At 50.8% G+C, this 22,058-nt stretch carries 17 protein-coding genes and 2 tRNA genes; 3 read left to right on the forward strand and 16 right to left on the reverse strand.

Going from position 1 to position 22,058, the window contains the following annotated elements; genetic code table 11:
• Nucleotides 1–77: 77 nt before the first annotated feature.
• A complete protein-coding gene (gene nhaB / locus N512_RS0120220; RefSeq protein WP_025887756.1) occupies nucleotides 78–1,667 on the reverse strand; it encodes a sodium/proton antiporter NhaB in 1,590 nt (529 codons plus the stop codon).
• A 321-nt stretch (nucleotides 1,668–1,988) separates the two neighbouring features.
• On the opposite strand from nhaB, the gene fadR reads away from it, so the two are divergent.
• Nucleotides 1,989–2,708 carry a fatty acid metabolism transcriptional regulator FadR gene (fadR, locus tag N512_RS0120225; RefSeq protein WP_028781484.1) on the forward strand — a complete coding sequence of 240 codons (720 nt, stop codon included), beginning with the start codon at nucleotides 1,989–1,991 and terminating at the stop codon, nucleotides 2,706–2,708.
• An 86-nt stretch (nucleotides 2,709–2,794) separates the two neighbouring features.
• Here the strand turns inward: fadR and N512_RS0120230 are convergent, their stop codons facing one another.
• From N512_RS0120230 to sodB, 4 genes are all read right to left on the reverse strand, one after another.
• Nucleotides 2,795–4,315, reverse strand: a complete 1,521-nt coding sequence (locus tag N512_RS0120230; protein ID WP_025887758.1) for a SpoVR family protein — start codon at nucleotides 4,313–4,315, stop codon at nucleotides 2,795–2,797.
• Nucleotides 4,316–4,327: 12 nt separating this feature from the next.
• Nucleotides 4,328–5,593, reverse strand: coding sequence for a YeaH/YhbH family protein (locus tag N512_RS0120235; protein WP_028781485.1), 1,266 nt, complete (start codon nucleotides 5,591–5,593; stop codon nucleotides 4,328–4,330).
• A gap of 51 nt (nucleotides 5,594–5,644) precedes the next feature.
• The gene (locus tag N512_RS0120240) at nucleotides 5,645–7,579 is read right to left on the reverse strand and encodes a PrkA family serine protein kinase (protein WP_025011620.1); all 1,935 of its coding nucleotides are present in this window, start codon (nucleotides 7,577–7,579) and stop codon (nucleotides 5,645–5,647) included.
• 261 nt (nucleotides 7,580–7,840) lie between these two features.
• A complete protein-coding gene (gene sodB, locus N512_RS0120245; RefSeq protein WP_025011619.1) occupies nucleotides 7,841–8,425 on the reverse strand; it encodes a superoxide dismutase [Fe] in 585 nt (194 codons plus the stop codon).
• 221 nt (nucleotides 8,426–8,646) lie between these two features.
• Between sodB and N512_RS0120250 the strand changes: the two genes are divergently transcribed.
• Nucleotides 8,647–8,982, forward strand: a complete 336-nt coding sequence (locus N512_RS0120250; protein WP_025011618.1) for a Grx4 family monothiol glutaredoxin — start codon at nucleotides 8,647–8,649, stop codon at nucleotides 8,980–8,982.
• A 704-nt stretch (nucleotides 8,983–9,686) separates the two neighbouring features.
• A complete protein-coding gene (locus tag N512_RS0120255) occupies nucleotides 9,687–12,239 on the forward strand; it encodes a TonB-dependent receptor plug domain-containing protein (protein WP_028781486.1) in 2,553 nt (850 codons plus the stop codon).
• A 56-nt stretch (nucleotides 12,240–12,295) separates the two neighbouring features.
• Here the strand turns inward: N512_RS0120255 and gloA are convergent, their stop codons facing one another.
• The 11 genes from gloA to N512_RS0120315 all read right to left on the reverse strand — a co-directional run bounded on the left by gloA (nucleotide 12,296) and on the right by N512_RS0120315 (nucleotide 22,049).
• Complete coding sequence (gene gloA / locus N512_RS0120260; RefSeq protein WP_025011617.1) at nucleotides 12,296–12,706, reverse strand: lactoylglutathione lyase; 411 nt, start codon at nucleotides 12,704–12,706, stop codon at nucleotides 12,296–12,298.
• A gap of 364 nt (nucleotides 12,707–13,070) precedes the next feature.
• A complete protein-coding gene (gene nth / locus N512_RS0120270; protein ID WP_028781487.1) occupies nucleotides 13,071–13,712 on the reverse strand; it encodes an endonuclease III in 642 nt (213 codons plus the stop codon).
• Between the two features lie 9 nt (nucleotides 13,713–13,721).
• Nucleotides 13,722–14,417: an electron transport complex subunit E gene (locus N512_RS0120275; RefSeq protein WP_028781488.1), complete on the reverse strand. Its 696-nt coding sequence runs from the start codon at nucleotides 14,415–14,417 to the stop codon at nucleotides 13,722–13,724.
• Complete coding sequence (rsxG, locus tag N512_RS0120280; RefSeq protein ID WP_197021479.1) at nucleotides 14,414–15,049, reverse strand: electron transport complex subunit RsxG; 636 nt, start codon at nucleotides 15,047–15,049, stop codon at nucleotides 14,414–14,416. Before rsxG ends, N512_RS0120275 begins: the two co-directional genes overlap by 4 nt.
• An 18-nt stretch (nucleotides 15,050–15,067) precedes the next feature.
• Nucleotides 15,068–16,120: an electron transport complex subunit RsxD gene (gene rsxD / locus N512_RS0120285; protein ID WP_028781490.1), complete on the reverse strand. Its 1,053-nt coding sequence runs from the start codon at nucleotides 16,118–16,120 to the stop codon at nucleotides 15,068–15,070.
• A 1-nt stretch (nucleotide 16,121) separates the two neighbouring features.
• On the reverse strand, nucleotides 16,122–18,614 hold the full coding sequence (gene rsxC, locus N512_RS0120290) for an electron transport complex subunit RsxC (protein WP_028781491.1): 2,493 nt from the start codon (nucleotides 18,612–18,614) through the stop codon (nucleotides 16,122–16,124).
• Nucleotides 18,608–19,177: an electron transport complex subunit RsxB gene (gene rsxB, locus N512_RS0120295; RefSeq protein WP_025010231.1), complete on the reverse strand. Its 570-nt coding sequence runs from the start codon at nucleotides 19,175–19,177 to the stop codon at nucleotides 18,608–18,610. The genes rsxC and rsxB overlap by 7 nt, the downstream gene beginning before the upstream one ends.
• A gap of 4 nt (nucleotides 19,178–19,181) precedes the next feature.
• Nucleotides 19,182–19,760: an electron transport complex subunit RsxA gene (rsxA, locus tag N512_RS0120300; RefSeq protein ID WP_025010232.1), complete on the reverse strand. Its 579-nt coding sequence runs from the start codon at nucleotides 19,758–19,760 to the stop codon at nucleotides 19,182–19,184.
• Nucleotides 19,761–19,875: 115 nt separating this feature from the next.
• Entirely contained in the window at nucleotides 19,876–21,780 is a 1,905-nt protein-coding gene (locus N512_RS0120305) for an EAL domain-containing protein (protein ID WP_028781492.1), read from the reverse strand.
• An 87-nt stretch (nucleotides 21,781–21,867) separates the two neighbouring features.
• Nucleotides 21,868–21,943 (reverse strand) — tRNA-Asn (locus N512_RS0120310).
• Between the two features lie 30 nt (nucleotides 21,944–21,973).
• Nucleotides 21,974–22,049, reverse strand: a tRNA-Asn gene (locus N512_RS0120315).
• Nucleotides 22,050–22,058 lie beyond the last annotated feature (9 nt).

Consider the following 22,058-nt stretch of genomic DNA (forward strand, 5'->3'; position numbering starts at 1 on the left):
TGACACCCATAAAAAAACGCCCTAGAGGGGCGTTTTTTGGACTCTACTGAAACCAAAAGGTTCAGTCAATACATAGACTAATGGCCTACGGCCGCACCTTTACCCAGCACTTCCTGGGCACTGTGGTGCAGGATCATGCCTGAGTCGTAGAAGTATTGGGTCATCTGCTCCAGGAAACCTGTCTCAATTGCCAGTACACCAACAATGGACAACACGATAGTGTAAGGCAGTGCCATCCATACCATGCGGCCATAAGAGAGACGAATGAGGGGAGCCAGAGCGGAAGTCAGCAGGAACAGGAAGGCCGCCTGACCGTTAGGGGTAGCCACTGATGGCAGGTTGGTTCCTGTGTTGATGGCAACGGCAAGCAGGTCAAACTGATCGCGGGTGATCTGGCCATCAATCAGTGCGGCTTTCACCTCGTTGATATAAACGGTACCCACAAACACGTTATCACTGACCATGGACAACAAGCCGTTGGCAACATAGAAGATAACCAGCTGCATATTGCCTTCAAAGCCGAGAGCCCATTGAATAACAGGAGCAAACAGGCCTTGGTCAATAATCACACCCACCACGGCGAAGAATACTGCCAGTAGAGCGGTAAAGGGCAGGGCTTCTTCGAAGGCTTTACCCAGAGCGTGCTCATCGGTAATACCGTTGAAGGCTGTGGTCAGGATGATAACTGAAAGACCAATAAGACCAACCGATGCCAGGTGGAAGGCCAGACCGACAATCAGCCATACACCGACCAGAGCCTGGATAACCAGCTTCATCTTATCTTTGCTGGTTCTGTGGGCATCTTCATGGGCGGCAAATTCCACCAGAATTTTGTGTACAGCGTCTGGCAGTTGGGCGCCATAACCACAGATACGGAATTTTTCCACCAAGACACAGGTGAGGATACCGGCAAAGAATACGGGTACAGTCACAGGTGACATCCGCAAGGCGAATTCAGAGAACTGCCAGTTAGCCTGGGCGGCGATGATCAGGTTTTGCGGCTCACCGACCATGGTGCACACACCACCGAGGGCGGTACCGACACCGGCGTGCATCAACAGGTTACGCAGGAAGCCCCGGAAGTCTTCCAACTCTTGGGCGTTAAGCTGGTCATTCCCGTCAGAGGTATGGTCATGATCGGCGCTGAAATCTTTACCGGATGCGACCTTATGATAGATGGAGTAGAAACCGACTGCTACAGCGATGATAACCGCAATAACTGTCAAGGCATCGAGGAACGCAGACAGGAAGGCTGAGGCGACACAGAACATTAGGGATACGACCATTTTGGAACGCACCTTGGTGATCATTTTGGTAAATACATAAAGCAGCAACTGCTTCATAAAGTAGATACCGGCCACCATGAATACCAATAGCAGCAGTACTTCGAGGTTGGCTTCAATCTCGTGCAGTACCTGACTGGGACTGGTCATACCGATAAACACGGCCTCAATCGCCAATAAACCACCGGGTTGCAGAGGATAGCATTTAAGCGCCATGGCCAGAGTGAAGATAAACTGCACGACCAAAAACCAGCCCGCAACAAAGGGGTTGATACTGAAGAGTATCGGGTTGATGATAAGAAAAATCAGTATCGCAAGCTTGTACCACTTGGGCGAGTTGCCCAAGAAGTTACTCATAAAAGCCTGAATCGGTGTAGCAGGCATGTCTTCCTCTCTAATCTGTTATAAGTGAATCTGTTATTAAGTGTGGTAGTTACGTCTTTGGTTGACGAACGGTAAAATTTGCGTAGTTCAGTCTAGCCTAAAGATAAACTCAATGTAATGATTAGGGTATACAGGGATTTCAAAAAGCGGATCTCTAACGCAAAATTCAGTGACAACTGATTTGAACCTGGTCACTTTTATAGCAGTTATTGAGAGCTTGGCAGGGTAGAATTTTTCATCAGTGATCTGGTGGTTTTCATTTTTCGTCGCTCTGGTATGATCTGTGGCCAGAATAATGCTAACAATCGGAAAACCGGGCTGATGATAATCAATGCCAAAGGACCTGCAAGTTTTGCAGAGAAATATATAGTGCGTTCAATTTGGGAAAATAAATTTCCCCCCGGCTCCATACTTCCTGCGGAGCGGGAATTATCAGAGCTGATAGGTGTGACCCGTACAACGCTCAGGGAAGTGCTGCAGCGTTTGGCCCGTGACGGTTGGTTGACGATTCAACATGGCAAACCCACCCGGGTGAATAATTTCTGGGAAACCTCTGGCCTGAATATTTTGGAGACCATTGCCGATCTGAATCCCGAAGGTTTCCCGGTATTGGTTGACCAATTGCTGTCGGCCAGAACCAATGTCAGTGCCATCTACTTCCGTGGTGCATTGCGGCATAATCCCGAGACGGCGGTGGAAGTGCTGTCAAAAATCCACGAGCTGGAAGATGATGCCGAGGCCTATGCCGAATTTGATTACCAGTTGCATCACACCTTGGCGTTTTCATCAGGTAACCCGCTGTACGTGCTGATCCTCAATGGTTTCAAGGGGCTGTATGCCAGAGTCGGGCGCTACTACTTCAGTAGTCAGGAAGCAAGAGCCTTGGCACTGGTCTTCTATCAAAAGCTTGAAATCCTGGCTAAAGATAAAAACTATACCCAGGTGCCTGCTTTGATGCGCGCTTACGGTATCGACAGTGGCATTATGTGGCAGAAACTGCGCGATGCCATGCCGCTGGAGATGGCCCAGGACAATCAATAGTTGCCGATGGTCCGTTGGCACATAATAAAAAAGACCGCTATTAGCGGTCTTTTTTATTATCCAGGGTTTTCTATGACCAAAGCTGCCTAGATCAATTCGCTTCTGTCCGGGCACGAGGCCAGTACTCTTATCTCGCCATCATCTTCTTTCTGCTCCAGAGTGACATCAAAGCCCCAAAGACGGTGCAGGTGTTTGAGTACTTCCCGGCAACTGTCTGCCAGAGGGATGCCCTTGCTGGGGATATACCTCAGTGTCAGCGAGCGATCGCCATTGACCATGACATTATGAACCTGAATATTGGGTTCATTATTGGACAGGTTATATTGTGAAGACAAAATTTGCCTGATCTCCCGGTATCCCTGTTCATCATGAATGGCAGATACCGACAGATAGTTTTTGCTTTCATCATCGAGCACACCAAACAGCTTGAACTTGCGGATGATGGTGGGGGAAAGATACTGGCTGATGAAGCTTTCATCCTTGAAGTTTTCCATGGCGAAATGCAGCGTTTTCAACCAATCGCTGCCGGCGATATCCGGGAACCAATATCTATCCTCTTCTGTTGGCTGTTCGCAGATACGGCGAATGTCGCAGAACATATTGAACCCCAGGGCATAGGGGTTAATGCCGTTGTAATAAGGGCTGTTGTAGGGGGGCTGAGCCACCACATTGGTGTGACTCTGTAAAAACTCCAACATAAATCTGTCGGTAACCAGACCTTCGTCATAGAGGTGGTTGAGCAGGGTGTAATGCCAGAAGGTGGCCCAGCCCTCGTTCATCACCTGGGTCTGGCGTTGCGGGTAAAAATACTGCCCCATCTTGCGTACGATACGCACCAACTCCCGTTGCCAGGGCTCCAGCAGCGGAGCGTGCTTCTCGATAAAGTAGAGAATGTTTTCCTGTGGCTCTGACGGAAAACGTTTTTGCTGTTTGGCTTCCTCCTTGGTCTGCTGAGAGGGGATGGTGCGCCAGAGATCGTTGACCTGGGTTTGCAGATAGGCCTCGCGCTCTTTCTGGCGAGCCTGCTCTTCACGAAACGAAATTTCTGTTGGGCGCTTGTAGCGGTCGACGCCATAATTCATCAAGGCGTGGCAGGAGTCCAACAGGTTTTCCACCTCATCTATGCCATATTTACGCTCGCATTCACTGATGTATTGCTTGGCAAAGACCAGGTAATCAATGATGGAGCCGGCATCTGTCCAGGTGCGGAACAGGTAGTTGTTTTTGAAGAAACTGTTGTGGCCAAAGCAGGCGTGAGCTATCACCAAGGCTTGCATGGTGAGGGTGTTTTCCTCCATCAGATAGGCGATACAGGGGTTGGAGTTGATGACTATCTCATAGGCCAGCCCCATCTGGCCGCGCTTGTAACCCTGCTCGGTTTCGATAAAACGCTTACCGAAGGACCAGTGAGTATACCCTATGGGCATGCCTATGCTGGCGTAGGCGTCCATCATCTGCTCGGCGGTGATCACCTCTATCTGATTGGGATAGGTCCCCAGACGATAATGCTCCGCGACCCGGGCGATTTCCTTTTCATAGGTTTCCAGCAGCTCAAAAGTCCATTCAGGCCCGTCACTCAATGGCTGGCGTGTTTTCTTTTTGCTCATAATCGCTTCCCCCTAAACCGCCTGCTTCTTGAACAACTCTCTGAATACGGGATAGATATCCTCTGCCTGACGAATATGTTGTACCGCCATATTGTCGAATTGTTTTTGCAGGGTTTCATATTCACGCCAGAGCGTCTGGTGCGCCCTGTTGGTGATTTCTATGTAGCTGAAATAGCGCACTACGGGCAGCAGTTGTGTTTCGAGGATCTGATAACAGGTGGGCGAATCGTCGGCCCAGTTGTCACCATCGGATGCCTGGGCGGCATAGATATTCCATTCATTGGCCGGATAACGCTCCTGTTGAATTTCGTGCATCAGTTTCAGTGCACTGGAGACTATGGTGCCGCCCGTTTCCTGGGAGTAGAAGAACTCGTGTTCATCCACTTCTTTTGCCTGGGTATGATGACGGATATAAACGACCTCAAGATTCTTGTAAGTGCGGGTCAGAAACAGGTACAGCAATATATAAAAGCGTTTCGCCATATCCTTGGTGGCCTGATCCATGGAGCCGGAGACATCCATAAGACAGAACATCACCGCCTGACTTGTGGGCACTTCCCGCTTGGCAAAGTTGTTGTAGCGCAGATCGAAAGTGTCGATAAAGGGCACCTTGGCGATGCGCTGTTTAAGCTCTTCAATCTCCTCTTTGAGCTGCAATATCCGCTCGGCACTGGCACCCGGAGTGTTTTCCAACTCTGCCAGTTCGTTTTCCAGTTCATGCAGTCGCCGTTTCTTGTCTGCGGACATGGCGGTGCGCCGCGCCAGAGAGGATCTCAAAGAGCGGACGATATTGATATTTGAGGGTACACCATCATTGGTATAACCGGCTCGGTAAGTTTGATATTCCACCAGTTTGTTCAGGCGGTTTTTCTGCAGGTTGGGCAACTCAAGATCTTCAAACAAGAGCTCGAGGTACTCATCTTTGGAGATTTGAAATACAAAGTCATCCTGACCCTCGCCTGAGTCCGAGGCATCGCCCTTGCCGCTGCCACCACCACCGCCCTGAGGCCTGTCTATCTTGTCGCCGCGGGTAAACTGGTCGTTGCCCGGATGCACTCGCTCACGGACGCCGCCGCGACCTTGATGGAATACGGGTTCGCTGATGTCCTTGGTGGGGATACTGATTTTTTCTCCCTTGTCGACATCTGTGACGCTACGGTGAGTGACGGCATCACTGACCGCTTTTTTAATTTGTTGTTTATAGCGGTTAATAAACCGCTGACGGTTAACCGTGCTCTTTCCTTTGGCATTCAACCGCCTGTCGATAAAGTTCGCCATACGCACCTCCCAAAGCAAATACCGGGGCCCGAGAGCCCCGAAAGGGCACAGCTATGAGGACTTACGTACCCGTAAGTACCACTCGGACAACAGGCGTACCTGTTTCTTGGTGTAGCCTTTCTCCATCATACGATTGACAAAATCATCATGTTTGCGCTGATCGTCTGTGGAGGTCTTGGCGTTGAAAGAAATGACCGGCAGGAGATCTTCCGTATTTGAGAACATCTTCTTCTCTATCACGGTTCTGAGTTTCTCATAGCTGGTCCATTGCGGGTTGTTGCCATCATTATTGGCCCTGGCCCTGAGCACAAAGTTGACTATCTCATTGCGGAAGTCTTTGGGATTACTTATTCCGGCCGGCTTTTCAATTTTCTCCAATTCGGCGTTGAGTGCGGCCCGGTCAAACAGTTGGCCGGTTTCCGGGTCTCTGTATTCCTGATCCTGGATCCAGAAGTCGGCATAGGTGACATAGCGGTCGAAGATGTTCTGACCATATTCCGAATAAGATTCCAGGTAAGCGGTCTGGATCTCCTTACCGATAAACTCAACATATTTAGGGATCAGATAGCCCTTCAAAAACTCCATATATCTTTCTGCGGTATCGGAAGGGAACTGCTCTTGCTCTATCTGCCGCTCCAGCACATAGAAGAGATGCACTGGGTTGGCGGCAATTTCAGAGTGGTCGAAGTTAAAGACTTTGGAGAGGATCTTGAACGCGAAGCGGGTCGACAGTCCGTGCATCCCCTCATCGACCCCGGCATAGTCTCGATATTCCTGGTAAGACTTGGCCTTGGGATCGGTATCCTTGAGGCTTTCACCGTCATAGACCCGCATCTTGGAGTAGACGGAGGAGTTCTCCGGGGTCTTGATCCTTGAGAGCACGCTGAATTGAGCCAAGGTCTCCAGTGTGCCTGGGGCACAGGGCGCCTTGGTCAGCTCTGAATTGGCGATAAGCTTGCGGTAAATCTGGATCTCTTCCGACACGCGCAGGCAGTAGGGCACCTTAACGATATAAACACGGTCGAGGAAGGCTTCATTGTTTTTATTATTTTTAAAGCTGCTCCATTCAGACTCGTTGGAGTGAGCCAGAATAATGCCGTTAAAGGGCAGGGCCGATAAACCTTCGGTACCGTTATAGTTACCTTCCTGAGTGGCGGTCAACAGTGGGTGCAGCACCTTGATCGGCGCCTTGAACATCTCCACAAACTCCATTAAACCCTGGTTGGCACGGCACAGTGCTCCTGAATAGGAGTAGGCATCGGCATCATTCTGGGCAAAGTGCTCCAGTTGGCGAATGTCGACTTTGCCCACCAGAGAAGAGATATCCTGGTTGTTGTCATCACCTGGTTCAGTCTTGGCGATGGCAATTTGATCCAGCACCGAAGGGAATACCTTAACGACCCGGAAGCGGGAGATATCGCCGCCAAAGTCATGCAAGCGCTTGACCGCCCAGGGCGACATGATACTGCGCAGGTAACGGGTCGGGATCTGGTATTCTTCCTGCAGCAACTTGCCATCTTCCTCGGCATCAAACAGGCAGAAAGGGTGGTCGTTGACCGGACTTCTGACTCCATCGGCGCTGAGAATATAGATGGGGACTTGCTGCATCAAAGCCTTGAGCTTCTCTGCCAGCGAAGATTTACCGCCACCGACAGGTCCCAGCAGATAGAGGATCTGCTTGGATTCTTCCAGCCCTTGGGCCGAGTGTTTAAGGTAAGAGACTATCTGCTCTATGGCATCTTCCATACCGTAGAAGTCTTTAAACGCAGGATAGCGAGAGATTAAGCGGTTGGAAAATATCCGGCTCAGAACCTGATTCTTGGAAGTGTCGACCACTTCCGGCTCGCCGATGGCGATAAGCAGTCTTTCTGCTGCCGAAGCGTAGGCGCTGCGATCTTGCTTACAGATATCAAGAAACTCCTGTAATGTGTATTCTTCATCGAGTTTCTTCTCATAGCGCTGTTGGTAGTGCTCAAATATGCCCATTTTAAACCCCCTGAAACGCCAAATATGTCTGGGAAGGGAACTGTCTTTAGCAGTTGCCTACCATTAATCTTAGACACTAATTCATGCTTCATGTCAAAAAACATAAATAAAAACAAAGGCAAATAGTTGCAAAAGCAATAGTTGCACTTGTGAATTGCTGCCGGAGGGTGAGCTTGTTGATGTGCGGTCGGCTTGCGGGAGAGTGCTTATGGGCAATAAAAAGGAGCCATAAGGCTCCTTTTCAGGCACTCATGAGTATTATTAACCGGCGAAGTTTTGGTTAACAAAGTCCCAGTTCAGCAACTGCCAGAAGTGCGCCATGTAGTCAGGGCGAACGTTACGATAGTCGATGTAGTAAGCGTGCTCCCAAACGTCAACGGTCAGCAGTGGGGTCACTGAAGCATCAGTCAGCGGAGTGGCCGCGTTGCTGGTGTTAACGATAGCGACAGTGCCATCAGCCTTTTTAACCAGCCAGGTCCAGCCGCTACCAAAGTTGTTGACAGCAGACTCAGTGAACTGAGTCTTGAAGGCTTCAAAAGAACCAAAAGCAGCATTGATAGCTTCGGCTACAGCACCGGTGGCTTCGCCGCCGCCGTTAGGCGCCAGACAATTCCAGTAAAAAGTGTGGTTCCAAACTTGAGCGGCGTTGTTGAAAATACCGCCGCTGGAGGTTTTTACGATCTCTTCCAGGGTCTTGCCGGCAAATTCAGTGCCTTCGATCAGACCGTTCAGCTTAACCACGTAAGTGTTGTGGTGTTTACCGTAGTGGTATTCGATGGTTTCCTGAGAAATGTGGGGTTCCAGTGCGTTCTTGGCATATGGTAATGCAGGTAATTCGAAAGCCATTAGTATCTCTCCATGGACTTGGTTTATCATTTTCAGACTTGCTCACTGCCACCTATTGTACCGATAAAATTTGTGAAGTGAATCATTGTTTGAGTGATTGAGCAGATTGACATCATTGAAAAATCAAATGACTAAATAACCTTACAAATAGTGTGATTTTGTTCTGCGTTTCTCTCGCGTACAATAGTGAATCAAATATAGTGTCGTACTCAGGAACGTAAATGGAAACTGTTGAAAAAATTAAGCAGCAAATCGCTGAAAACCCCATCATCCTTTACATGAAAGGTTCGCCCAAATTACCCAGCTGTGGTTTTTCCTCTCAGGTGGCGCAAATCATGATCAATATCGGCGAGCAGTTCGCGTTTGTTGATATTTTGCAGCATCCTGATATCCGTGCTGAACTGCCCAAGTATGCCAATTGGCCAACGTTCCCTCAGTTGTGGGTTGAAGGTGAGCTGGTCGGTGGTTGCGATATCCTGACCGAGATGTACCAAAAAGGTGAGTTACAGACCTTGATCAAGGACACTGCTGCCAAGTACAAGCAGGATGAAGCCTAAGGTTAATTTCAGCACCTTTAAGCATTTAAAAGATGAGGCCGGATATATTCCGGCCTTTTTTCTGCCCGTTTTTGCGCGCCTATCTTCGATAGGTGTCATCATCTTAAATTACCTTTCATTTTAACAATCTACTCTGATTTTTGTTTTATTGACCATTTATCTGCCGATTAAATCCTGTTGTTTGCAGCATAAAAGACTACCAAAGCAGTTTGGGGTGCCCTCAAAATAAAACAAGATTGCAACAAATGTATTATCTGTATCGTTTTATTACTTACCAAATGTGACTGGTCTGGCTTGTTGTATATGCAATTAAGGCTTTTGCGATGATTCAAAGCAGGGAATTGTATTGAGAAAAATTTCGACTATTTACTGTGATGTATCAGTGTGGAAATAATTAAAAATGTGATGCACGTCACACTTTTTGAGATGAGCAATGTTAATTAATATTCTGGAAATTAACAAAAAATCAAAGTTTATTTTTTAACAACTCCCGGTAATTGGCTGCATATCTATTCGCTGTAGGATAGGTAGGTTCTATTTGTCATTAAATAAAACAAATGCAAAACATAAATTAAACATTTGCGGGTTTGTCAGATTAAAATCCTGTTATTGACGATGTTGAAACGAGGCGACAGTATCTTGGCAACGCCGTGTTAATAAGCGCGGTGAAAATAAAAACAAACCAGGAAGTAAGGGAGTTTAAAATGACAAGAACCAATAAGCTGACTGGCGCAGTCAGGCTGGCTCTGTTTGCTGCGGTTTCAACGGGAGCTGCATCTGTGTCTCAGATGGCTTACGCCGCAGAAGACGGTGCCAAGGTAGAACGTATCGAAGTAACAGGTTCACGTATCCAGCGTCAGGATATGGAAACCGCTTCTCCAGTGACAGTGATCAGTGCCGATGCCATTCGTGCAGAAGGCTTCACTTCTGTTGATCAACTGCTGCAGGCTCAGACCTCTATGGCCGGTGCGGCTGTAGGTTCAACCACCAACAATGGTGCCAATGGCGCGGCTCAGGTTGATCTGCGTGGTATGGGTGCTGAACGTACTCTGGTACTGCTCAATGGCCGCCGTATGGTGAACTCAGGCTCAGGTGCAGACAGTGCAGTGGACTTGAACTCAATCCCAGTAGCGATGATTGCCCGGGTAGAGATTCTTAAGGATGGCGCCTCGGCGGTATACGGCTCAGATGCTATTGCCGGTGTGGTCAACATCATCACCAAGAAAGATTTTGAAGGCTTCCAGCTGGATTTCAACGGCAGCGGAACCGATAAGGGCGACGGTGAAAACGGCGAACTGAGCCTGCTGTACGGTTTCAACACAGACAACGGCGGTAACTATACCTTTGGTGCAGCTTACTCTGACCGTCGCGGTGTTATTCAGGGCGACCGTGACTGGACCGAGCCAGGTGCCAGTTCCTTCATTCCAACCGGCTCTCTGGCTGGTATGGTTAAAGATGCCAACGGCAACTGGGTTGAGCGCAGCACAGGTTACGACTATACCCAAGACAGCTGGTTCCAGACGCCTAGTAAACGCTATAGTCTGTTTGCCAACATGATCCAGGAGCTGGGCAATGAATTGGTACTGACAGGTGATATTCTGTACACCAAGCGTAAGTCAGATCAGCAAATGGCCGCTCAGCCTGCCGATATTATGCTGGGTGTTTGTGGCCAAACAGGGATAGATCCTGACCGTTGTATCACCCTGGATCAGTCCATGCTGGACGCCGGCATCAAGGCCGATAAAACCGGCCGTGTTAACTACCGTCGCCGTACCAATGATGTAGGCCCTCGTATCTACAACCAGGACATCGATACTCTGCGCGCCTCGATTGGCCTGCAGGGCACACTCGATGTCAACACAGGTATGACTTGGGATCTTTCCTACACTTATGGCAAAAACAAGGCCGATACCTGGGTTGAAAACTCCATCAATGCCAAGAAGATGGAAAACTCTGTCTACAACAATCTGGATGCCTGGCTTAGTGGTGCCCCGCTGACTCAAGAGATCATCAATGACATCGGTTTCACCGAGCGCAATGATGGTGGTAACGAACAACACGTGGTTGCCGGCGTATTGAGTGGTGAGCTGTTTGATCTGAGTGCCGGTCCTGTCAGCTTCGCTATCGGTGCCGAATACCGTTACGACAGTGGTTACTTTAACCCAGATCCTGTGATTGTTGCCGGTGACGGTACTGCCGCCCAGCAAGACCCAACTGATGGTAATTACGACGTTATCTCTATCTATCAGGAAGTCAGTGTACCTTTCACTGAAAAACTGACCGGTGAATTTGCCCTGCGTTTCGATGACTACTCAACTTTCGGCAAGGCAACGACCTGGAAGATAGGTCTGACCTATGAAGCCACAGATGATTTGATGCTGCGCGCCGTGGCGGCTACCGGTTTCCGGGCGCCAAACGTCAGCGAACTCTACGGTGGTAATACAGGGTCTTATGACTATCTGGATGATCCATGGGGTAATGAACAAGATCCACAGATCCTGGTTAACTACACTTCAGATCCGGATCTGAAACCGGAAGAGTCTGAGTCTTACACTGCCGGTCTGGTATACTCGCCACGCTTTATCGATGGCATGTCTCTGACACTGGACTATTGGCGCTTCCGGGTGACCAATGCCATTACCCGTCTGGATGCCCAGAAAGGTCTGAATGACTGTCACGCCGGTAACCAGGTTGCCTGTGATACCTTCAAGATCACTATGGATGGCGATCTGTCCAACTTCACCAACCCTCTGACCAATGTGGGTAGCCAGAATACCAGTGGTATCGATTTCAACCTGGCTTACAGCTTTGAAGGTCTGGGGCTGGATTGGAAAATCAACAACGATCTGACCTATCTGCTGGAGTTTGAGCAGGATGGCGTTGCCTATGACGGTACTATCGATGGTAACTTTGGTGCTTATGCAGAAGTTCGTAACAACTTCAGTATTCAGGCAAGTCGTGGCGATTGGAGCTTGATGTATTACAACCGTTATATAGGTAAGATGGATGACATCTATACTGATTACGATCAGAATGATAAACCGTTCACTGCGGTTGCAAAGGCTGATGCTGTAATGTACCACAACATTGTCGGTACTTATCACTTCACGGATGGCTTCACAGCTTCACTGGGTGTTAAGAACTTAACTGATGAAGAACCTTCATTTGTGTCCAATGGTAGTGATGCGGGTACGGTACCTGAAGTCTATGACACTATCGGTCGTCAAATCTACGGTGGTGTGACTTACAAGTTCTAAGCCATATCATGGAATGAAAAAAAGCGCCTTCGGGCGCTTTTTTAATGTCTGATGGTTTAACCCAGGCCGTGCTCAGCCGAGCTCATTTGAATGAGCTCGATTTTGTAACCGTCAGGATCTTCAACAAAAGCGATTTCAGTGGTTCCGCCGGCAACAGGGCCTGGAGCACGGATAACCTTGCCACCGGCGGCGCTGATGGCTTCACAACGGGCGTAGATATCTTCTTCGCCTATGGCAATATGTCCAAAGGCATTACCCATATCATATTGCTCTGTTCCCCAGTTGTAGGTGAGCTCTATGACTGCCTGGCCGGTTGATTCTTCGCCGTAGCCGACGAAGGCGAGGGTATATTTATATTCAGGGTTTTCCGATTGACGCAGCAGCTTCATTCCCATGATTTCTGTATAGAAGTGGATGCTGCGTTCAAGGTTACCGACCCTGAGCATGGTATGGAGAACTTGTGACATTGCTACCTCTTTTGGTTCTATAACGGAAACCCAGTTGAGCTTCCGTAGCGTGGATATTCAAGCGAGATCCGGGGAGGTGAGAATCACTCTCAAATAGAGTGGTTCCGGCCGCCGTTAACTTGATAGCCAGTTCACAAATCCATGAAATAAACATGGTATTTGTGTCTGCTTCATTAATAATGGTGTCAACCCTATCTTAGCTGGATGCAGGAGACAAGCATGACTACAGAATTGAAAATGGCTATTGGATCTACCTTGGTAATTGCAATCGTTTTCGCCGCTATGATTGTACAGATTTTTTGATTGGCGCTGAGCAAGAATATGTAAGCCAATGCCGCCTTAGGGCGGCATTGTCGTTTCTGGATTAATCTTCCGGATAGATTTTTTCTTTGAATTCACACAGATCTTCAATAAGACAACTGCCGCAGCGGGGCTTTCTGGCGATGCAGGTGTAGCGCCCGTGAAGAATAAGCCAGTGGTGAACGTCAACTTTGAACTCGGCCGGCACCACTTTGAGCAGTTTATCTTCCACTTCCTGCACATTTTTCCCCGGCGCAAAGCGTGTGCGGTTGCTGACCCGGAATATATGGGTGTCCACAGCTATGGTTGGCCAACCAAAGGCGGTGTTGAGCACCACATTGGCGGTCTTGCGACCAACCCCGGGCAGTGACTCCAGCGCCTCGCGGTTTTCGGGGACTTCGCCGTTGTACTTCTCTACAAGGATCTTGGACAGTGCCACCACATTGATGGCCTTATTGTTATAAAGCCCTATGGTCTTGATATATTCCTTCAGCCCTTCAACCCCGAGTTCGGCAATCGCCTGTGGGGTATTGGCCACCGGAAACAGCTTGTCAGTGGCCTTGTTGACGCTGACATCGGTTGCCTGCGCCGAAAGCGTTACCGCAACCAGTAATTCAAAAGGGCTGGAATAATTCAGCTCTGTCTGGGGATGAGGATTGTTGTCCCGCAGGCGTTCGAGTATCGCCCGTCTCTTGTCTTTGTTCACTCAATAACCTCAGTTGACTTTGGTAATCCTGGCGCGCTCCACAGGGGCAGTTTGCACTCTGGGTTGGCGCTCAGCGAGTTTATTGTCGATCACGTTTTTCAGCGCAATCAGCAAACCCATTCCCAAAAAGGCGCCGGGCGGTAACATGGCCAGTAGGAAGGGAGTGTCTACTTGCCAGACTTCAATGCGCAGGCTCGCAGCCCAAGGTCCCAGCAGCTGCTCTGCACCGTCAAATAGGGTACCTTGCCCTAGTATTTCCCTGCTTCCACCGAGCACCATCAATACCAAGGTAAAGCCAATACCCATCATTAAGCCATCAAAGGCGGCGCTCATTGGTGAGTTGCGTGAGGCAAAGGCTTCGGCGCGGCCTATGATGACACAGTTGGTCACTATGAGTGGCAGGAAAATACCGAGCGAAACGTATAGGCCATAGGCGTATGCGTTAACCAGCAATTGTACGGCAGTCACCAGTGCGGCAATAATCATTACGAATACGGGAATGCGGATCTCTTTGGGCACAAAATTGCGCACCAGGGATACAGTGGTGTTGGAACCTATCAACACCAACGCAGTTGCGAGCCCAAGCCCCAAGGCGTTGGTAAAGGTGGAGGTCACTGCCAGCAGGGGACAGAGTCCCAACATCTGCACCAGTCCGGGGTTATTTTTCCACAAGCCTTGCCAGGCGATATCGCGATATAAACTCATTGGCTTGCCTCACATGTCTGTGATTGCGAAAAGAGGGTCTGCTTATTGGCTTCAAAGAAGGCCAGGGTGTTTCTCATCGACTTGACGTAGGCCCTGGGGGTAATGGTCGCCCCGGTAAACTGGTCGATTTCACCGCCGTCTTTTTTCACATACCAGGCCTTGTCATCACTGCCTTGAAGCTTTTTGCCGATAAAGCCGTCCACCCAATCAGATTTCTTGCGCTCAATCTTGTCACCCAGCCCAGGGGTTTCCTGATGCGACAGCGTGCGAACACCAAGCACAGTGCCATCTGTCTTGATACCTATGATCAAGCGTATTTCACCATTGTAGCCATCCGGCGCTATGGTTTCGATGGCAATAGCGACCGGCTGGGCATCTTGGGTGGCGATATAAGCCGGCATGGGCTGAGTTGTGCCCAGGGCGTCTTTATCCTGCAATAGAATGCAGCTTTCCTCGAGCGGATTGTCGTGCAGTTCATTGGGAATGATCTGCTCCAGGGTGCGCCTGAGCTCCAACTTTTGCTGCGCCAGGATCGCATCTCGGGTACTGTCATTGACAACCGCCACCACCGCGGTACATATCAGGGCAAACAGGCCCAAAAGCAGACCATTTTTCAACATGGATTTTTGCACTGTCTATCTCTCTTGCTATCAATGTCCGGCGCGATGGCCATAGGCTCGGGGTTTGACATAGTAGTCGATCAAAGGGGCGCACAGGTTGGCCAGTAACACCGCAAAAGCAAAGGCGTCAGGGTAACCCCCAAAGCTTCTGATAAGGTACACCATCAAGCCGATAAGGGCGCCGAAGATCAATCGGCCCCGATTGCTGGCCGGCGCGGTTACAGGATCCGTGGCGATAAAGAAAGCAGCCAGCATGGTGGCGCCACTAAACAGGTGAATAAGCGGGCTGACATGGGTATCTGGCCCAAGCGCATAGGCAAAGCCGCTGCAGATAAACAGCGAGGCCAGTACACCGACACTGATATGCCAGCGGATAAGCTTCATCTTCAATAGCACCAGACCACCGCACAGGTAGGCCAGGTTGACCCAAAACCAGCCACTGGTAATAGTGCCGGCAAAAATTGGTTTTTGCAGGCTCTCGGTAGTGGTCATTCCCATAGATAGATCCGTTTTCAGCGTATCGAGTGGTGTCGCCATGGTGACGCCATCGATACCGAGCTGGAAGTACTCGGCAACGCTGCCTTGGCTGGCGCCGAAAATCACCTGCAAACTGGTGAGAAAGTCCGGAGAGTGTTGGGCAACAGTCGCCGGTGCGACCCAACTGGTCATCTGTACCGGGAAGGCCACCAACAGCAGTACATAGGCGGCCATGGCCGGGTTGAACAGGTTGTTTCCCAAACCGCCATACAGCTGTTTGACCATGATGATGGCAAAACTTGTGCCTATCACCACCATCCACCAAGGGGCGAGTGGCGGTACGGCAATACCGATAAGAACTGCTGTCAGAGCCGCGCTGTTATCCGACAGCGTCGAAAGTACCTTGCGCTTACGCAACCTGAGGATGGCGGCCTCTGAAATCAAAGCAACCATCACGGCCAGCAGTACCTGAATAAGGCTGCCCCAACCAAAAAATACACACTGCACTACCAGGCCGGGCAGGGCGCAGAGCAGCACCCTTTGCATCACAGTGCTGGTTTGCAGCGGCCGGCTGACATGGGGTGAGGAGGCTATTTTAAACGCCATATCAATCTTTCTCCTGTGCGCTGAGCGCCTTCTCTTTGGCCTTTTGTTTGGCTTTGGCTACTGCCCTGGCAATACGCGCCTGTTTACTGTCATCAGACGGAGTATTATCCGCGGACGTGGGCTCGGTAGCGGTTGTCGACTCGATTGTAGGCCGACTTTCAGCCGAAACAGGCGTATTTGCTGCGCAGTTGTCCTGTGGTTGTTCACTTGCCGCCGCGGCTTTCTTGGCCTTGGCTTTGGCAACCGCTGCCGCGATACGAGCCTGCTTGCTGTCATCGCTTGTGGCTTGTTTTGCTGCTTGGCTTGCGACTTGGTTTACTTCGGCGGCTTGCGCTTGTTCCCCACCAAAATCAGCGGCTGGCCTTGACTCAGATGCCGCCGCGGCTTTCTTGGCCTTGGCTTTGGCAACCGCTGCCGCGATACGAGCCTGCTTGCTGTCATCGCTTGTAGCTTGTTTTGCTGCTTGGCTTGCGACTTGGTTTACTTCGGCACCTTGTGCTGATCCTCCGTCGAAATCCGTTGCTGGCGTTGACTCAGATGCAGCCGCGGCTTTCTTGGCCTTGGCTCTGGCAACCGCTGCCGCGATACGAGCCTGCTTGCTATCTTCGCTTACGGTTTGGCTTGCTTCGTCGGCTGTCGCTTGAGTGGCGCAAGTGCTAGTTTCGGCCTGCCCTGAGGCTGCAGCGGCCTTTTTCGCCTTGGCGCGGGCGATAGCGGCTGCGACCTGAGCTTTCTTGTCCGAGCCAGGGGTTGTGCCTTCAGCTGCATTATCTGTAGTCGTATCAGCAACTTCTTCAGCAGGAACCGTGCCTTGTGCAGCGGCCTTTTTGGCCTTGGCCCTGGCAATCGCTGCCGCGACATCGCTCTTTCTCTTGTCCACCTTTGGCTGGATAACTGCCGAGTCGGCAGTTTCGACAGCTTTTTCTACCGGGCTTTCGGTGGCCACTACAGAGGCTTCAGCGGCTTTTTTCGCCTTAATCCTGGCCATGGCTTCGGCAACGGCGTCTTTCTCACCACTGCCCATGGCGGCGCGGCGCTTATCGGCTGCGGCCTTGGCTTTGGCTTCCCGGGCCTGTTTCTCGGCCTCCAGCCGTTTGAGCCTGGCATCGAATCTTTGCTTGGCCTGCTCGGCCAGCTGTTTCTCTTCGTGATTACGCTTAATGGCCGCCTTGGCAACTCGGTAATACTCCACCAGAGGAATATCCGATGGACAAACATAACTACAGCAGCCACATTCGATGCAGTCTCTGAGGTTGTAGGCGCTGGCCTTGTCATATTCTTCGGCTTTACTGTGCCAGTAGAGTTGCTGGGGCAATAGAGATGCCGGGCACACCTGAGCGCATTCACCGCAGCGAATGCAGGCCTTTTCCTCGGCTGGAGGGCTGATCTCGCTGGCAGATGGCACCAGAATACAGTTACTGCCTTTGAGCAGCGGCACCTTGATAAGGGGTAAGGTGTGGCCCATCATGGGGCCGCCTATGATGACGGTATCCTGACCGCTGGGGGTGAAGCCACTTTGCTCAAGTATATGGGCTATCGGCGTGCCCAGTGGCACCCAGTAATTACCCGGCTTTGGAATATTGCCGCCGGTCACTGTGACGACCCGCTCTATGAGAGGCTTACCCAGGCAAACGGCTTCACGAATGGCGAAGGCGGTGCCTACGTTGTGCACTACTATCCCAAGTTGCGCCGGAATGGCGCCGGAAGGCACTTCCTGCCCGGTAATGATCTGGATCAACTGCTTTTCACCGCCGGAAGGGTATTTGGTCGGGATCACAGTGATCCTGATACTTCCCTTCGGCAGGTGGCAGCTATCAAGCGCCTGCTGCATCGCCTGTACGGCTTCGGGCTTGTTATCCTCAATGGCGATAATTACCCGTTTGGGATTTAGCAGTCCGTGAACAATTTCAATACCATCCAGAATTTCCCTGGCGTGTTCGCGCATCAATCTGTCATCGGCGCTGATATAAGGCTCGCATTCCACGCCGTTGATCAACAGTAGTTCAATCTCACTGGCGGGGTTGAGTTTGATGTGAGCCGGAAACATGGCGCCGCCCAATCCGGCTATCCCGGCCTGGCGAATGCGGCTGAGGATCTGCTCGCGGCTCAATGCTGCGAGGTCTTGCCGATCAAAATCTATGGCTTGATCCTGGCCATCGGCTTCCAGCACACAGGTCAATACCGGCAGGGCAGAAGGGTGGTTGCTCGGTCTTTGCTCTATGGCGCGAATGATGCCTGAGGTGGGGGCATGCACCGCCAGATACATGGCGCTCAGTCCGCGGGTCAGCGCTTGGCCCTTGAGCACTCTGTCGCCGACTTTGACTTCGAGCACGGCGCTGTCACCAACCTGAGGTACGGGCAATAAGAATTCACTGGCAAGCGGTAGACGCCCAATAGGGCTGCCATTGGAGAGGTCTTTCATCTGCGGCGGATGAATTCCGCCGGTCAGGCGCCACTGAGTTCCTTTATCCAACTGTTCGAGTAATGTCAGCACGGCTTGTCCTCTTCCACCAACTTCACTGGAATTGCGTTAAGCTGCCAGTCCCAGGTTTTCAGATCCTGTTTCACCGGGATCATATCGATACAATCCACGGGGCAGGGTTCAACACAGAGATCGCAGCCGGTGCAGTTGCTGGTCAGGACTGTGTGCATCAGCTTGCCCGTTCCTATAATGGCGTCTACCGGACAGGCCTGAATACACTTGGTACAGCCGATACATTCCTCTTCACGAATGTAGGCGACCTTTTTGACCTGGGTTTCAACACTGGCATCGAGAGGCTCGGGATCGACCCCCATAAGATCGGCCAGTTTCTCCATGGTGGCGGTACCGCCCGGTGGGCAGCGATTGATCTTCTCGCCGTTGGCTATGGCCTCGGCGTAGGGGCGGCAACCAGGGTAGCCGCATTGACCACACTGGGTTTGTGGCAACAGGGCTTCGACCTGATCCACTATCGGATTGCCCTGAACTTTAAACTTCTCGGCGGCGAAGCCGAGTAAAACGCCGAATACCAGCGCCAGCAGAGACAATAAAATGACTGCAATTAGCATGGAAGACATAACTCTATTTGACTAAACCGGTAAAGCCCATGAAGGCCAGCGACATCAGGCCGGCGGTGATCATGGCGATGGCACTGCCTTTGAAAGGCGCTGGGACATCGGCCGCTGCCAGACGTTCGCGCATCGCCGAAAACAGGATAAGCACCAGTGAAAACCCGGCGGCAGCGCCAAAACCATAGATGGCACTCTGCATAAAATCGTGGTTTTCATTGATGTTCAGCAGGGCTACACCCAACACGGCACAGTTGGTGGTGATAAGCGGCAGGTAGATTCCCAGCGCCCTATGCAGAGTCGCACTGGTTTTCTGTACCACCATTTCGGTGAACTGTACCACCACGGCGATAACCAGAATAAAGCTCATGGTGCGCAGGTAGCCCAGATCGAATGGCAGCAGCAGATACTGGTTGACCAGATAGCTGAGAATGGCTGCCAAGGTCATGACAAAGGTGGTTGCCATGGACATACCTATGGCAGATTCCAGCTTGCTGGACACCCCCATAAACGGGCATAAGCCAAGGAATTTCACTAATACAAAATTGTTGACCAGCACAGTGCCAATCAACAACAGGAGATACTCACTCATCTCATTACAGGCGTTGTGATTTCTTAGCGGTTATTATCAGTGTTTCAGTGGTCATAAACAACATATAGAAAGCAGGGTTTACCTTCTTTGCGCCCGTATTTGGCCATAAATGGCATTAATTTCTGTTCATTTCGGCGGGATCCAACTGTTGTGGCTTGGCGATGTAGAAGCCCTGCATGCCATCGACCAGCAATTTCTCCACCACCATCTTCTCTTCCTGACGCTCGATGCCGCAGGCTATCACCCTGACACCACTGCGACGGGCCACATCGACCAACATACGGACAAAGAACTGGTTATTGGTGTCTTCATCTATGGCCTGGGTATAGCTGGGATCCAGTTTGATATAGTCGGGGCGCACCTCTCGGAAGAATTTGAATGAGGTAAAGCCCATGCCGAAGCGTTCTACCGATACCCTGCAGCCGACGCTGTGCATGGCGCGAACGAACTTGTGACTGGCGGCCAGATTGCCCTGCATACCTGCTTCATTGATCTCAAACACCAGCCTTGAGGCCAATCTCGGGTGTTTGGAGAGCAGATCTCGGGCCCAGGCTATAAAGTTTTCTTTGGAGGCTGAACCCGGGCTCAGATTGACACCGATATTACCGCTGAGGCTTGGCAGGCTCTGCAGTAGTTTCAAGGCGCTGAGCAGTACCAGTTTATCCAGTTCCTGACTCATGCCGTGACGTTCGGCCATGGCGATCACCGTGGCTGTAGGTAGAAACTTGCCTTCACTGTTGTAAAAGCGTGCCAACAACTCCCGGTAGCCATCTACCTCGCTGCGACAGGGCTGAATGGGTTGCTGGTAAAACTTGAGCGCCCGGCGCTTCAGCAAGTCTTCAATGGCCAGTTTCCAGCGGTTATCCCCGAGTTTTTCATCCAGCATATTCTTATCCTGGAACTGCACCGCATTAGGGCCCAAGGTTTGCGCCACGTTGGCGGCGGTATCGGCCATGGCGAGAATACCCATGGGATCTTTGTCGCTGGCGTAGGCTACTATACCTGTATGGGCAATGGAGTCTGTTTGCAGTTCTGCTTGATACTCTTCCAGCTCACGCTTGAGTTGGGTGGCAAAGGTTTGCGCGTCTTTCAGCACAATTGAGGGGATAAAGATGGCGAAATCAGTGCTGGCAATACGAAAGCTTTCGCTGTTTTTGTAGCCCTGAAGTGCCCGGCGAATACAAACCGCGACACGGGCAAGATAGTCATCGCCGCCCTGACGGCCGTGCAAGTGATTGATATGACCAAGCTCAGTGGCTTTTACCAGGATTAACACTCCAATTTGTGATTTGCCGGAAAGAGACAGTTGCTGCAGTTTTTCGGTGAAGTGCTGGCGGGTGCCAAAGCCGGTTACCGGATCTTCATAGGCGAGCTTCTTCAGTGCCAGATTTTCCGACTCAAGTTTGTCAAACTGCTGCTTGAACAACTGCCGACTTTGCTCCAATGCTTGCCCCAAGGGCTTGAGTTCACCCCGAAAGCGGCTCTGTGCCAGAGAATCAAACTGGCCTTGGGACATCTTGGTTAAATACTCTGCCGCATATTTGAGGACGCGTTTATGACGACCCATCATCAAGGCAAAGATTAGCGCCAGGGCCAGATAAAGAGGCAGTAAGCGTAATCCTGCGAGCCAGAGTGTATGGATCCCTTGATCTCTAAGAGGGCTGAGGTCGGGCTTAAGTAAAATCCGCCCGGAAGCGAAGCGGTATCGGGATTCGAGTTGCAACGGCAACAGATAATATTGCCAGTTCATCTCAGGCAGGAAACTGCCTCTGGTAAGATTATTTTGGCCGTCGGCGTCATCTGTATATTGGAAAAACTGCAGCGGCGCAGTGTCCTGCAGCTGCCGGTAAAGGATTGCGGCATCATCTGCGTCCTGGGCTTGCTCCTGCGCTTGTTGTAATCGCTGCAACAGGGCATTACCTTCCTGCTCCAGAATCTGCCGCTCCTGCTGTAGCAGCACCATGCCGGTAGCCAGAAACCCCAATAATAGTAACAGTTGAAAAAAGCGCGAAATGCCCATCTTTATCTGAGTTCAGACCAATGTCGAGACGATTGTCGAAATTGTATACGTATTTGTTATAAATACAAAACGCAGAAAGAGGTGAGGTGGCTCCCCTGACTGGACTCGAACCAGTGACATACGGATTAACAGTCCGCCGTTCTACCAACTGAACTACAGGGGAATAGAATATGATGCTGAGCGAAAATCGAAGTGGCTCCCCTGACTGGACTTGAACCAGTGACATACGGATTAACAGTCCGCCGTTCTACCGACTGAACTACAGGGGAACAGATTTC

This window comes from Shewanella sp. 38A_GOM-205m (genome assembly GCF_000518445.1).
In the GTDB taxonomy this organism is placed as follows: Bacteria; Pseudomonadota; Gammaproteobacteria; order Enterobacterales; family Shewanellaceae; genus Shewanella; species Shewanella algae.